Below are 13,327 nucleotides of genomic sequence, written 5' to 3'. Positions count from 1 at the left end.
CCGCGGCCGACGGTCGGCAGGGCATCCTGAGCCGCCCTGCCGACCGGCGGAGGCGGGGTTTCCCCGGCCCCGCCTCCGCACCCCCCGAAGCCCCCCACAGCACCCCCGTCCCCAGAAGCGCCCACCGCAGTCCCCGGGCGATACGCGTGCGAAGGAGCCCGCGATGAGCGACATGATCACCGCGGACCTGGTCGATCTCGACCTGTCCGCCGACACCAAGGAAGCGGCGGCCCGAGCCCTCGCCGAGCGCATGGTCGCCCAGGGCCGGGTGACCGACCTCGAGGGCTTCCTCGCCGACGTGGCCGCCCGCGAGGCCCAGATGCCGACCGGCCTCGACGGCGGCATCGGCATCCCGCACTGCCGCAGCGAGCACGTCACCGAGCCGACGCTCGCCTTCGGGCGCAGCGCCGACGGCATCGACTTCGGTGCGGCGGACGGCCCGGCCGACCTGATCTTCCTGATCGCCGCGCCGGCCGGCGCCGACGACGCCCACCTGACGATCCTGTCGTCACTGGCCCGGCAGCTGATGAACACCGAGTTCACGGACGCGCTGCGGTCGGTGGGCGACGCGGTGTCCGCGGCGGCGCTGATCCGCGGGGACGAGGTGCCGGCGGCGGCGAGCGGTGCGGAGGGCGCGTCCGAGGGCGTGCGGGGTGCGCAGGGCGCGCAAGGCGCTGAGAGCGCCTCTGAAGACACCGCTGCGGCGCCGGGGGCGGCCTCCGTCGGCGCCGCAGCGGTCAGCACGGAGCCGGGCACGTCGTCCGACTCCGGCGAGCGCCCCTTCCGTATCGTCGCCGTCACCTCCTGCCCCACCGGCATCGCGCACACCTACATGGCGGCCGAGTCGCTCGAGAACGCGGGCCGCGAGGCAGGCGTCGAGGTCGTCGTCGAGCCGCAGGGCTCGGCCGGCTTCACCCGGCTCGACCCGGCGGTCATCGCGGCGGCGGACGGCGTGATCTTCGCCCACGACGTACCCGTACGGGAGAAGGACCGCTTCGCCGGCAAGCCGACCGTCGACGTCGGCGTGAAGGCGGGCATCAACCGGCCCGGCGAGCTGATCACCGAGGTGCGCGGGAAGGCGGCGCGGGGTGAGAAGACCGCGGGGGCGTCCTCCGGCGCGGGCACGCCGGTGGACCGCGCCGGTGACTCCGGCGAGGGCTACGGCACCAAGCTGCGCAAGTGGCTGATGTCCGGCGTGAGTTACATGGTCCCGTTCGTCGCCGCCGGCGGTCTGCTGATCGCCCTCGGCTTCGCGATCGGCGGCTGGGAGGTCAACAAGGCGCCGTCGGTCATGGAGCACTTCGACTGGGGCCAGGTCGACAGCTGGGGCGCGCTGCTCTTCCAGATCGGCGGCGTGGCCTTCCAGTTCCTCGTCCCGGTCCTGGCCGGCTACATCGCCTACGGCATGGCCGACCGGCCGGGCCTGGTGCCCGGCTTCGTCGGCGGTGCGATCTCCCTCACCATCAACGCGGGCTTCCTCGGTGGTCTGGCCGCCGGTCTGATCGCCGGTGGCGTGGTGATGGCCATCCAGAGGGTCAAGATCCCCGCGGCGGTGCGCGGCATCATGCCGGTCGTGGTGATCCCGCTGATCTCCTCGGCGATCGTCGGCTTCCTGATGTTCGTGGTGATCGGCAAGCCCATCGCCGAGGCCCAGAAGGGCATGACCGACTGGCTGAACGGGCTCTCCGGCGCCAACGCCATCCTGCTCGGCGCCCTGCTCGGCCTGATGATGTGCTTCGACCTCGGCGGCCCCGTCAACAAGGTCGCGTACACCTTCGCCACGGCCGGCATCGCGGTCGCGAGCCCCAGCGACTCCGCGATGAAGATCATGGCGGCCGTGATGGCGGCCGGTATGGTTCCGCCGCTGGCCATGGCGCTGGCGACGACCGTGCGCGCGAAGCTCTTCACCCCGACCGAGCGCGAGAACGGCAAGGCCGCCTGGGTCCTCGGCGCCTCCTTCATCTCCGAGGGCGCGATCCCGTTCGCCGCGGCCGACCCGCTGCGCGTGATCCCGGCGTCGATGGCGGGCGGCGCCGTAACCGGCGCCCTGTCGATGGCCTTCGACGCCACGCTGCGTGCCCCGCACGGCGGCGTCTTCGTGGTCCCGCTGATCGGCAACCCGTTCCTCTTCCTGGTCGCCATCGCCGCGGGTGTGGGTGTCACGACCGGCCTGGTGATCATCCTCAAGGGCCTGCGCAAGACGGCCCCGGGCACGGTGACCGCCGAGACAGCGGGCTCGCCCACGGCACCGGCGGAGGCGAAGCAGCCGGTGGCGGCGTGACGGTGGTGTAGCGGCGGGTCAGCGGCGCACATGGCGGATGCGGTCGGCCGCGGTCCTCTCCGGAGGCTCGCGGCCGACCGCATTTCCGCTCGTGCCTTAAGGAGACCTCGTGCCTTAAGGAGACTAGGAGACCCGCGCCGCCCGTCGCTCCATCGCGTCGCGGGCCGCGTCCTCGGTGACGTAGACCTCGCACATGTGCCGACCGTCCGGCGTCGCCGTGTGCTCGACCTCCCAGAGGGAGATCTCCTCGCCGTCGCGCAGCAGGAAGGCGTGTTCGTAGAGCGAGAAGCACAGCGCGACGCGGCCCGCGCGGCACGGGCGGCCGAAGGCCTGCGTGATCTGGTACGCGAACGCCGTGGTCAGCAGCGCGGCCGTGTCCGCCCCCGGCCGGTCCGGGTTCTCCGCGCGGCGCAGCAGCCGGCGCACGTGGTCCGCCGAGTCGTCGTGCATGTACGCGTGCCGGGGCACCGGGATCGGGGACAGCTGCACCGTCACCGGCAGTTCGAAGTCCGGGGGGTCCGCAGGCAGCGGCAGCCGGGCGGTGGCGGCGCGCAGCTCCTCCTCGTCGATGTACACCTCGTGCTGCGGGTCGCGGCCCGGGGCGGTGTTGTGGACGAGTTCCCAGAGGGTGAGCGCGGAGCCGTCGGCGAGCAGCCAGGTGTGCCGGTACGTCTCGCGGTGCAGTCCCGCGCTGTGGTGCGCGGAGTGCAGCGAACTGTCGTGCGCCAGCGCGCAGTCGAGCCGCCGTATTGTCTCGTCGGGCAGCTCGAAGGAGTTCAGGGCACGGCCGAGGAGTCGCGCGAGGTGCTCCTCCGGAGACTCGGGCGACTCGTGTGGTTCGTACGCTGCCGTCTCGTACGGAACGCTCAAGGTTTCTCCCGGCGTTGCTGCATGTCACCTTGTGGGTGCATACCGTAGCCCCTCGGTCGGACATCATGTCCGGGAACCGAGAAAACGTGCGCACGGAAAACGCGTGGGCCGCCTGGGAAGTTCCCACGCGGCCCGATGGTCCGTCAAAACTTGCTGGTCAGCGACAGCTTGTGCCGCCCGCCGCGCTCAGCCTTCACTTCCCGCGAGCCACTGGCTCCACGACATGTTCCAGCCGTTGAGCCCGTTGTCCGGCGCCACCGTCTTGTCGGGGGAGTTCTTCACGGTCACCACGTCCCCGACCAGCGAGTTGTCGTAGAACCACTTGGCCGGGGTGTCCCCCTGCGCGCCCTGCACATCCGCGAGACCGACACAGCCGTGACTGGTGCCCTCACGCCCGAAGGGCGGATTGCCCTTGTTATACCAGTAGTTGCCGTGGATGAAGGTGCCCGACGTGGTCAGCCGCATCGCGTGCGGCACGTCCGGGATGTCGTACTCGCCACCGAAGCCGACCGTCGTGCCGTCCATGCGTGTCTGCGTGAACTTCTCCGAGATCACCATCTGCCCGTTGTACGTGGTGTTCTGAGCGCTGCCCGCCGAGATCGGCACGGACTTGATCGTCTTGCCGTCCCGTACGACCGTCATGGTCTGCGTGTTGACGTCGACCGTGGAGACCTGCGACCGGCCGATCGTGAACGTGACGGTCTTCTTCTGCACCCCGTAGACGCCGTTCGCGCCCTCCACGCCGTCCAGGTCGATCTTCATCGTGACCTTGGAGCCGGCCTTCCAGTACTCCTCGGGCCGGAAGTCGAGCCGCTGCGCCCCGAACCAGTGCCCGACCACCTTCTGCCCGCTGCTCGACGTCACGGAGATGTGCGACTGCACGGCCTTCTTGTCGCTGATCACCTTGTCGAAGTTGAACGACACCGGCATCCCGACGCCGACCGTCTTCCCGTTGTCCGGCGTGTACGTCCCGATGAAGCTGTTCGCCGAACTCACCGTGGTGAAGATGGAGTTGGCGGCGGCCGTCTTGCCCTTCGAGTCCTTGGCGGTCGCCGATATCTGGTACTTCGTCCCCCGCTCCAGCTGCTCCTTCGGCTTCCAGCCGGAGCCGTCCGCGGACATCTCCCCGGGTACGGCCGTCCCCGCGCCCGCGACCGTCATCTTCACGTCGGTCAGCTTGCCGTCGCTCACCTTCACGCCGGTCGTGTTGATCGACGCGCTCGTCGAGCCGTCCTTCGCCGAGATGACGATCTTCGCGGCGGAGGTCTTCGGGTTGTCCTCGCCGCCCTTGCCGTCGTTGCTGGCGTTCGCGCTGCCGCCGCACGCGGTGAGAGTGAGGGCGCCGACCATCAGGACGGCACTGGCCCCCAGTGCGCGCCGTGCTGCTATGTCCGGCGTTGTCACTAGCTGCTCCAGGTTCATGTGATGTGCGTGATCCGCTCCAGTCCGTGGAGAAAGAGGGGATCGGGCCCCGGTCGGGTTCCCGCCGAGCGCCGTGAACGCCATCACGTGACAGAACCGGGACAATTCCGCGTACTGCCCTGTGAGTTACCTCTCAGTCAGCTGTCGTAGTCGCCTTGTGGACGACCATCAGAGTCAGCGCTCGTACAGCTCCCGATACGACGGCCACGTCCCGCCCGGTCCGTCCACCGACTCGGCGGCCCGCACGGCCCGCACGATGGCCCGCGTCACCGTGTCCGCGCCCGCCGCGAGCACCTCGTTCAGGGCGAGCGGGTGCTCGGCGTCCAGGGCGCGCTCTCCTGTCGCCAGCGCGAACACCGTGTCTCCGTCGTTGAGCAGATGCACCGGCCGTACGGCGCGCGCGATGCCGTCGTGCGCCGTGCCCGCCAGTTTCTGGGCCTGCGCCTTCGACAGGTCCGCGTCCGTGGCCACCACCGCGAGCGTGGTGTTGAGCGGCGGGGGCGCGTTCTTGGCCGCGATCTCGGCGAGCCGCCGGCGCGCGGCCTCGTGGACCCGCGCCTCCGGATAGCTCACCCGCCCCTGGAACAACTCCCCGTACAACACCCCCGTTTCCGGATCCGCCGCCGAACCCGCCGCGTTCGCCACCACCAGCGCCGCGACCGTGATCCCGGAGTCGAGGACGGTGCTCGCGGTGCCGATGCCGCCCTTGACCGGACCGACCGTGGCGCCCGTACCGGCGCCCACGCATCCCTCCGCCACCCGCGCGCCGAGCTCGCTCGCCGCGGCAGCCTCCACCGCGGCCCGTCCGGTGGCCGCGTCCGGCCTGGCCCGGAAGTCGCCGCCCCGCCCCAGATCGAAGACACAGGCGGCGGGCACCACCGGCACGACATGCGTGGGATCGGCGCCGACGCGCACCCCGCGCCCCCGCTCCTCCAGCCAGGCCATCACACCGGACGCCGCGTCGAGCCCGTACGCGCTGCCCCCGGTCAGCACGATCGCCTCGACCGTGCGCACCAGGTTGCGCGGGTCCAGCGCGTCGGTCTCCTTGGTGCCGGGCCCGCCGCCGCGCACGTCCACCGCGGCGACGGCCCCGCCCTCCGGGGCGAGCACGACCGTGGTGCCGGTGAGCCAACCGCCGCCGGTACGCGTCGCGTGTCCCACCCGCACACCGGCCACGTCCGTCAATGCGTCAACTGTCATGGGCCCCAGTCTCGCCCGTGCGCCCGCCCCCCGCGGTCGGTTCACGCCGCCGAGGCCGGCGTGCTCTCTTCGCGCTCCCGCGCGGTCAGGTGCGCCGTCATCGTCTCCCCGGTCGCCACCGTGAGCGCCAGCACGACACCTGCCGCGAGGACCGCCCACTTGCCCAGGAAGGTGCAGAGGATCACCAGCAGGGCCGCCGTCGGCAGCACCAGCTGCTGGGCGATGCCCACCTTGAAGTGGCGGGAATGCAGCGCCCAGACCGTCAGCAGATACAGCGCCGCCGGCAGTGTCACCGCGGCCGACGCCGCCAGCGTGGAGATGTGCGCCTTGCCGACGGACTGCTCGACCGCCACCTCCAGGCCGGCGCCGATCGCCGCCGCCGACGCGAAGATCAGGTAGTGCCCGTACCCCCACAGGAACGCCTGCCCGTTGGTCCGCAGATGGCCGTGGATCGGCACCACGAAGTAGATCCACCAGGCCGCGAAGATGATCAGCAGCCCGCCCGCGGCGATCGGCACCAGTTCGCCCAGCGCGTCGTTCTCGTCGATGCCGGTCTTCACCCCGATCGTGGCCGCCGCGATCGTCTCGCCCAGCACGATGATCGTGAACAGCCCGTACCGCTCGGAGATGTGGTGCGGATGCCAGGACGTGGTGAAGTCCTTCTCCGCGTACGGCGGTACGCACATCTCCAGGATCGCCATGACCAGGAAGCCCCAGGGCAGGGCGTCGTCCGGCACGGTCAGCAGCACCACCCAGCCGATCTGGCAGAACAGCACCCCGCCGGCGTACCGCCGGGCCATCGTTCTCTCCGGGCCGTCGGCCGACCGCGCGGCCCGCAGCCACTGTGTCACCAGGGCCAGCCGCATGATCACGTAGCCCAGGGTGACGACCAGGAAGTCGTGGTCCTCGAAGGCCCGGGACACCCCGGCCGCCAGGACCAGGACTCCGGCGATCTGGATCAGGGTGACGACCCGGTAGAGCACGTCGTCGTTGTCGTACGCCGAGGCGAACCAGGTGAAGTTCATCCAGGCCCACCAGATGGCGAAGAAGGACATCGCGTAGTAGAGGATCCCCTCGCCCGCATGCCCCTCGGCGACGGCGTGCACCAACTGGAGGCCCGCCTGCGCGATGGCGACGACGAAGCACAGGTCGAAGAAGAGCTCCAGCGGCGTGGCGGCCCGGTGCGCCTCGTCGCGACCGCGGGCGGTGAGCCTGCGCAGCGGTCGTCGGCGGTCTGGCGGGCCGGGGGAGGTGGGCGCCGGAGTCGGACTGGACGTCATGAGTCCAAGCACAGCAGATAACCCGCCGAAATTCCTGTGAAGGCCTCACAAGCACCGGGGGACCGGGGGAGCCTGCGAAAGGCCAGGTCAGGCGAGACACGGGCGGGAGCGGCCGCTCGCGGCCGTACCCTGAAGGCATGAGCACCGGCCCCGACCCCGAGCAGCCCGCCCCCAAGCCCGCGTTGATCTTCGACGACCCGCTGGACCAGCAGTCCGCGGACGACACGGACCGCGGCTGGGGCGAGCGGCCCGGCGCCGACGGCAGCAGCGCGGCCGACCTCAAGCGCTTCCTGGACGAGAAGCCGCCGCACCACCTCTGAGTCCGGCGGGTCCAGCAGGCCCGTCGCGCCCCGACCGCTGCCGCTACGGCTCGTCGTGACCCGAGCCGCGCTGTGCGACCAGGGCGTCGCGGATCTCCTTGAGTACCTCCAGCTCGGTCACCTCCATGACCTCGTGCGTGCCCTCCTTCGCCTTCCGGCGGGCCTCCAGGCGGGCCAGGTACTTCGCCATCGGCAGCACCATCAGGAAGTAGACGACCGCCGCGGTGATCACAAAGCTCAGCGTCGCGCCGAGGACCGAGCCCCACAGCAGCCGGATGCCCTGATCGCCCTGGCAGTTGTCGCTCAGACAGGAGCTGTAGCTGTCGAGGTTCTTCGTGCCGATCGCTCCGACCAGCGGGTTGATGAGCCCCTTCACCACCGCGTTGACGATGTTGGTGAAGGCGGCCCCGATGACCACCGCGACCGCCAGGTCGACCACGTTCCCGCGCATCAGGAAGGCCTTGAAGCCCTCCCAGATGCTCGGTTCCTTCTTCTCGCTCACCGCGGAGCCTCTCCTCGCGCACACAGGCTGTGGAATCAAACGATCCGCAACCTACGTCAGCCCGAGGCCGCCATGTCCAGGTGGGTAGCTGGAACGAGCGACTTGACACCAGCGTGCGCAGAAGGCGAACCACCCGGCTCAGCACAACGTCACCGCCAGCCGCGCCGTCGCACTGGCGCCAGCGAGACCCGCCGCCGTGGAGCGTGGCACCGACAGGACGACCAAGGCCCCGCTCTCACCGGCAAAGTCCACAGGCTCGGGCACCTTCGTCACCCGCGCCCCGCGCGCGACCACGCGCGCGTCACCGCCCGTCGCGGTCTCCTCGGCGGCGATCACGTCGACCCGGTCGCCGGGCCGCAGCAGCCTCACCGTCTCTCCGTCGGCGATCCGCACCGGCGCGGACACCCGCTCGACGGTGCGGTGTTGGCGTACCGGCTCGGCCACCGGGTGCCCGCGCGCCCGGTCGGACTCCCGCGGGCCCGCCGCCACGAGCGCCGCCGCGGTGACGGCGAGCCCGGCTGCCACGGCCCGCCTCCGGTGCCGTAGAAGACGGCGCAGCTGACAGCAACCGCCGCGCACCCGGACGGGAGCGAAGTGTGGCACCTCGCAGGTGGCGGGAGCGTCGGTGCCGAGCGGACGAGGCGAAACCGGAGAAGGAGAGGACGGAGAAGGAGGGGACGAAGACAAGGACGAGGGCACGAAGGACATGCGGATCACCACCTGTGCGTGACGAGGAATCGGCTTTCCACGCCACGATGAGGCTTCGCGCCGCCGCTCGCTGAGGTCCGTGCGCTACTGGCCGGTTGTGGACAACTCCCTCACCCGAACGGGAAGTTCAGCCCCTCAGCCCTTCACCTTGAGCACGCTGCAGACAGCGCTACGGCAGCTCAAACCCCGGATCCATCCCGCCCAGCGCCGTCGTGCACAGGCAGTCCCGCTCCTCGGAGGCGGGCAGCGCGGCGACGGCGTCGAACAGCACGCCCCGCAGCCGGTCCACATTCGCCGCGAACACCCGCAGAACCTCGTCGTGCGAGACGCCCTCGCCGGTCTCGGCGCCCGCGTCGAGGTCGGTGACCAGGGTCAACGACGAGTAGCAGAGCTCGAGTTCACGGGCCAGCGCGGCCTCGGGGTGTCCGGTCATGCCCACCACGGACCAGCCCTGCGCCCGGTGCCACAGCGATTCCGCACGGGTCGAGAAGCGCGGCCCCTCGATCACCACCAGCGTGCCGCCGTCCACCGCCTCCCAGTCGCGCCCCCGCGCCGCCTTGAGCGCCGCCGTCCGTCCGGTGGGGCAGTAGGGGTCGGCCAGGGACACATGCACCACGTTCGGCACGGTGCCGTCGGGCAGCGGAAGGCCGTCGAAGTACGACCCCGCCCGGGACTTCGTACGGTCGACCAGCTGATCCGGCACGAGCAGCGTGCCGGGTCCGTACTCGGGGCGCAGGCCGCCCACCGCGCACGGGCCGAGGACCTGGCGTACGCCGACCGACCGCAGTGCCCACAGGTTGGCCCGGTAGTTGATGCGGTGCGGCGGCAGATGGTGGCCGCGTCCGTGGCGGGGCAGGAAGGCGACCCGCCGCCCGGCGATCTCGCCGAGGAAGAGCGAGTCGCTGGGCGCACCGTAAGGGGTGTCCACCTGGATCTCGGTCACGTCGTCGAGGAACGAATAGAAGCCGGAGCCCCCGATTACACCGATCTCTGCGTTGGCCATGACCAGCACACTAGCTGGCCCCGGCCGGGCGCTGAGAGGGGCTCCGGAAATGCCGGAAACCCTGCCGTCGTACGACGACAGGGTCCGGTGAGCGAGGCTTGCGCGCCTACGCGGCGGAACTGCTGCTGGACGAGGTGCCGGAGCTCGACGAGGTGCCGGTGCTCGACGACTTCGTGTCCGAGGACGACGACGTGGTCGAGGAGTCCGAGGAGGACGTCGACGGCTTGGACGACGCCGGGGCGCTGCTCGACGAGGAGCCGCGGCTGTCGTTGCGGTAGAAGCCGGAGCCCTTGAAGACGATGCCGACCGCGGAGAACACCTTCTTGAGGCGGCCCTCGCAGCTGGGGCACTCGGTCAGGGCGTCGTCGGTGAACTTCTGCACCGCCTCGAGGCCCTCGCCGCACTCGGTGCACTGGTACTGGTAGGTGGGCACTGTCTTCCTCCTGGCACTCTCACTCGATGAGTGCTAACGACGAACCATAGTGACGTATTCCGCGGGATCAGTCCACTGCGACCGGTGTGCGGTGACCGACGCCACGTGCGACGGTGCGGCTGCGGGGCCGCGTCGCCAGCCTCGAGCGCAGTGCGAGAAGCGTCGCCAGGGCGAGCACGGTGCCGCCCATCGGCACGAGGAATCCGGCACCGTCCCAGAAGCGGTCCTCGAGTTGTCCGGCGACCGTGACGGCCGCCGCCTGGCCGAGGGCCACCGCGCCGGTGAGCCAGGTGAAGGCCTCGGTGCGGGCGCCGGCCGGGACCAGGCCCTCGACCAGCGTGTAGCCGGTGATCAGCGCGGGCGCGATGCACATGCCCACGAGCAGGCCGAGGCCCGCGAGGACGAGCACGGAGTGCGCGGCCCACAGGCCGGAGGCCGTCAGGGCGAGCGCGCCGTACGCCACCACGAGGCGGCGCTGCGGGGCGACCTTCCAGGCGATCGCGCCGCAGACGAGGCCGGAGAGCATGTTGCCCGCGGCGAAGACGCCGTACAGGACGCCGTTCAGGCCGGGTTCGCCGATCGACTCGCTGAACGCGGCCAGCGAGACCTGCATCCCGCCGAAGACGGCGCCGATGCCGAGGAACGTCACGATCAGGACGCGCACTCCAGGGATGCGCAGCGCGGAAACGTGCTCCACGCGCGCGTGCCCGCTCACCGAGACGCGAGGCTGTGTGCTCTTCTGCGCGGCGAACAGCAGACCGCCGATGAGCGTCAGTGCCGCCTCGGTCACCAGGCCCGCGGCCGGGTCGACGGCGGTGCACAGGGCGGTCGCCAGCAGCGGGCCGACGACGAAGGTCAGCTCGTCGGTGACGGACTCGAAGGCCGCCGCGGTCGTCATCAGGGGCGAGTCCTGGAGCTTCACGCCCCAGCGGGCCCGCACCATCGGCCCGATCTGCGGCACGGAGGCGCCGGTGGGAACGGCCGCCGCGAACAGCGCCCACAGAGGGGCGTCCATGAGCGCGAGGGCCGTCAGGGTCAGGCCTGACAGCGTGTGCACGAGCACGCCGGGGATCAGTACGGCGCGCTGCCCGTAGCGGTCCGCGAGGCGCCCGCTGTAGGGCGCGAACACCGCCATGGAGACGCCGGTGGCCGCCGCGACGGCGCCCGCGGCGGCGTACGAGCCGGTGGTGTGCTGCACGAGCAGCACGATGGAGAGGGTGAGCATCGCGAACGGCTGGCGTGCCGCGAAGGCGGGGAGCAGGAACGTCCAGGCGCCGCGGGTGCGCAGCAGTTGCCCGTAGCCCGGGCGGGAGGAGGCCGGCGAGTTCTTCGACGGCTCGGTGGTGACCGTGGATGCCACGGTCCGTGCCTTTCTGCCGCCTGGTAGCGCGCCCCCACAGGTGGGGGCGGCGCCGAGAGCTGTCCTCTTGCGCGGAACTGCGGTAGATACCGGCGCCCACTGCGGGGGCGTCACGGCCGCCATACGGTCGCGCCAGCTCTGCGTCAGACAGAGGTGGTTCGATCAAAGTGCGCCTTCATCGTACAGGGATCAGTGACTGACGCACCTGTGAAAGTGAGCACCATGGTGGCGTTCACCTGTGATTGTTGTCGCCGTTGGTCCCCAGCCATCCGGCCAGCTTGCCGCCGTGCCCCACCGCACGCAGCCGCCGCTCCGCGGCGTCCCGGACGGGGTCGGTAGCGACCACGAGTAGTTCGTCCCCGCGTCGCAGCACGGTCGTCGGCAGCGGAACGAACGATTTCCCGTCGCGTACGACGAGTGTGACGGCGGCACCGGCCGGCAGCCGCAGCTCGTTGATCTCCACGCCGTGCATCTTCGACCCCTCGGGGATCGACAGGGACAGCAGATGCCCGCGCAGCCGCTCCAGCGGCGCCGACTCGATGCCGAGGTCGGCGGCCTCGGCCTCCTTGCCCAGATGCAGCTTGCGGGCCAGCCACGGCAGCGTCGGCCCCTGGATCAGGGTGTAGACGACGACCAGGACGAAGACGATGTTGAAGATACGGCGGCTGGCCTCGACGCCCTCCACCATGGGGATCGTCGCCAGGATGATGGGCACGGCGCCGCGCAGCCCGGCCCAGGACATCAGCGCCTGCTCCGTCCACGGCACCCGGAACGGCACCAGGCACAGCACCACGCTCAGCGGACGCGCGACCACGGTCAGCACCAGCCCGATGACCAGCGCGGGCACGATGTCGTCGCCCAGCTCGTGCGGGGTGACCAGCAGGCCGAGCAGGACGAACATGCCGATCTGCGCGATCCAGCCGAGCCCGTCGGCGAACCCGCGGGTGGCGGGCCAGTGCGGCAGCTTCGCGTTGCCCATGACCATCGAGGCGAGGTACACACCGAGGAACCCGCTGCCGTGGGCCATGGCGCCCGCCGCGTACGCCGTGACGGCGATGGCGATGACGGCGATCGGGTAGAGGCCGGAGGCGGGCAGCGCCACATGCCTGAGCCCCCAGGAGCCCAGCCAGCCCACCGCGAGACCGATGGCCGCGCCGATGGCCAGTTCCAGGAGTATCTCGCCCACCAGCACGTACCAGTGCTCGATCGGTCCCGCCGTGGAGAAAGCGAGCACCAGAATGACCACGGGAGCGTCGTTGAAGCCGGACTCGGCCTCCAGCGTGCCCGTCACGCGCGCGGGGAGGGGGATTTTCCGCAGCACCGAGAAGACGGCCGCCGCGTCCGTGGACGACACCACCGCGCCGATGATCAGTGCCTGACGCCACTCAAGACCGATGAGATAGTGCGCGGCCGTCGCTGTGATCCCGACGCTGACCGCGACCCCGACGAGCGCCAGCATGGTGGCGGCCGGCAGGGCGGGCTTGATCTCTTTCCACTTCGTGCCGAGACCGCCCTCGGCGAGGATCACCACCAGCGCCGCATAGCCGATCACCTGCGTCAGCTCGGCATCGTTGAAGTGGATGTCGCCGATGCCGTCCTGGCCCATGAGGACGCCGATGCCCAGGTAGACGAGCAGGCCGGGGAGCCCGCTGCGCGAGGAGATCCGGACCGCTGCGACGGCGACGAGCAGGACGAGCGAGCAGACGAGTAGAAGTTCGTTGAGATCGTGGACTGTCAGCGGCCGTTCCCTTTCCTGGCTCACGCACGGCACGCGCGCGTGGGCATGGGCTCATGTACATCTGACACGAAGGCACGGTGCTTCGCGTCCAGGTACTTCGTTACCTTACCTAACTCTTGACGATTTCTTGACGTTCCGGGGGTGGGATCGAACGCCCGTCCGTCCCGGTTGCCCACTCCGCGTCAAGGGGCGCCGGGCCCTGCGCCTATG

At 70.7% G+C, this 13,327-nt stretch carries 12 protein-coding genes; 2 read left to right on the top strand and 10 right to left on the bottom strand.

Annotated elements, in window-relative coordinates:
- Nucleotides 1-163 precede the first annotated feature (163 nt).
- Entirely contained in the window at nucleotides 164-2,281 is a 2,118-nt protein-coding gene (locus KCH48_RS22810; protein ID WP_210576533.1) for a fructose-specific PTS transporter subunit EIIC, read from the top strand.
- 123 nt (nucleotides 2,282-2,404) lie between these two features.
- Here the strand turns inward: KCH48_RS22810 and KCH48_RS22805 are convergent, their stop codons facing one another.
- The 4 genes from KCH48_RS22805 to KCH48_RS22790 all read right to left on the bottom strand — a co-directional run bounded on the left by KCH48_RS22805 (nucleotide 2,405) and on the right by KCH48_RS22790 (nucleotide 7,053).
- Nucleotides 2,405-3,151 carry a DUF6227 family protein gene (locus KCH48_RS22805; protein WP_210576532.1) on the bottom strand — a complete coding sequence of 249 codons (747 nt, stop codon included), beginning with the start codon at nucleotides 3,149-3,151 and terminating at the stop codon, nucleotides 2,405-2,407.
- A gap of 186 nt (nucleotides 3,152-3,337) precedes the next feature.
- Nucleotides 3,338-4,555, bottom strand: a complete 1,218-nt coding sequence (locus KCH48_RS22800) for an Ig-like domain-containing protein (protein ID WP_210576576.1) — start codon at nucleotides 4,553-4,555, stop codon at nucleotides 3,338-3,340.
- Nucleotides 4,556-4,747: 192 nt separating this feature from the next.
- Nucleotides 4,748-5,773 carry a P1 family peptidase gene (locus tag KCH48_RS22795; protein WP_210576531.1) on the bottom strand — a complete coding sequence of 342 codons (1,026 nt, stop codon included), beginning with the start codon at nucleotides 5,771-5,773 and terminating at the stop codon, nucleotides 4,748-4,750.
- 41 nt (nucleotides 5,774-5,814) lie between these two features.
- The gene (locus tag KCH48_RS22790; protein WP_210576530.1) at nucleotides 5,815-7,053 is read right to left on the bottom strand and encodes a low temperature requirement protein A; all 1,239 of its coding nucleotides are present in this window, start codon (nucleotides 7,051-7,053) and stop codon (nucleotides 5,815-5,817) included.
- 137 nt (nucleotides 7,054-7,190) lie between these two features.
- Between KCH48_RS22790 and KCH48_RS22785 the strand changes: the two genes are divergently transcribed.
- Nucleotides 7,191-7,373: a hypothetical protein gene (locus KCH48_RS22785; RefSeq protein WP_210576529.1), complete on the top strand. Its 183-nt coding sequence runs from the start codon at nucleotides 7,191-7,193 to the stop codon at nucleotides 7,371-7,373.
- 43 nt (nucleotides 7,374-7,416) lie between these two features.
- On the opposite strand, the gene mscL is transcribed toward KCH48_RS22785, so the two are convergent.
- The 6 genes from mscL to KCH48_RS22755 form a co-directional block, all read right to left on the bottom strand.
- Nucleotides 7,417-7,875 carry a large conductance mechanosensitive channel protein MscL gene (gene mscL, locus KCH48_RS22780; RefSeq protein ID WP_210576528.1) on the bottom strand — a complete coding sequence of 153 codons (459 nt, stop codon included), beginning with the start codon at nucleotides 7,873-7,875 and terminating at the stop codon, nucleotides 7,417-7,419.
- 138 nt (nucleotides 7,876-8,013) lie between these two features.
- On the bottom strand, nucleotides 8,014-8,583 hold the full coding sequence (locus KCH48_RS22775; RefSeq protein ID WP_210576527.1) for a hypothetical protein: 570 nt from the start codon (nucleotides 8,581-8,583) through the stop codon (nucleotides 8,014-8,016).
- 169 nt (nucleotides 8,584-8,752) lie between these two features.
- Nucleotides 8,753-9,586 (bottom strand): S-methyl-5'-thioadenosine phosphorylase, encoded by an 834-nt coding sequence (locus KCH48_RS22770; protein ID WP_210576526.1) that lies wholly within the window; start codon nucleotides 9,584-9,586, stop codon nucleotides 8,753-8,755.
- A gap of 106 nt (nucleotides 9,587-9,692) precedes the next feature.
- Nucleotides 9,693-10,019, bottom strand: a complete 327-nt coding sequence (locus KCH48_RS22765) for an FmdB family zinc ribbon protein (RefSeq protein WP_210576525.1) — start codon at nucleotides 10,017-10,019, stop codon at nucleotides 9,693-9,695.
- 67 nt (nucleotides 10,020-10,086) lie between these two features.
- Nucleotides 10,087-11,379, bottom strand: a complete 1,293-nt coding sequence (locus tag KCH48_RS22760) for an MFS transporter (RefSeq protein WP_210576524.1) — start codon at nucleotides 11,377-11,379, stop codon at nucleotides 10,087-10,089.
- A 232-nt stretch (nucleotides 11,380-11,611) separates the two neighbouring features.
- A complete protein-coding gene (locus KCH48_RS22755; RefSeq protein ID WP_374104701.1) occupies nucleotides 11,612-13,141 on the bottom strand; it encodes a potassium/proton antiporter in 1,530 nt (509 codons plus the stop codon).
- Between the last annotated feature and the right edge of the window lie 186 nt (nucleotides 13,142-13,327).

The sequence above is a fragment of the Streptomyces sp. GESEQ-4 genome (assembly GCF_017948455.1).
Lineage (GTDB): Bacteria > Actinomycetota > Actinomycetes > Streptomycetales > Streptomycetaceae > Streptomyces.
Note: the sequence above shows the minus strand (reverse complement) of the source record. Positions and strands in the feature narration are given on the sequence as shown.

What these genes read in the sequence shown, in the direction of transcription:
- KCH48_RS22795 (WP_210576531.1), bottom strand. Translation starts at nt 5,773, where the DNA reads ATGACAGTTGACGCATTGACGGACGTGGCCGGTGTGCGGGTGGGACAC.
- KCH48_RS22810 (WP_210576533.1), top strand. Translation starts at nt 164, where the DNA reads ATGAGCGACATGATCACCGCGGACCTGGTCGATCTCGACCTGTCCGCC.
- KCH48_RS22790 (WP_210576530.1), bottom strand. Translation starts at nt 7,053, where the DNA reads ATGACGTCCAGTCCGACTCCGGCGCCCACCTCCCCCGGCCCGCCAGAC.
- KCH48_RS22775 (WP_210576527.1), bottom strand. Translation starts at nt 8,583, where the DNA reads ATGTCCTTCGTGCCCTCGTCCTTGTCTTCGTCCCCTCCTTCTCCGTCC.
- KCH48_RS22785 (WP_210576529.1), top strand. Translation starts at nt 7,191, where the DNA reads ATGAGCACCGGCCCCGACCCCGAGCAGCCCGCCCCCAAGCCCGCGTTG.
- KCH48_RS22770 (WP_210576526.1), bottom strand. Translation starts at nt 9,586, where the DNA reads ATGGCCAACGCAGAGATCGGTGTAATCGGGGGCTCCGGCTTCTATTCG.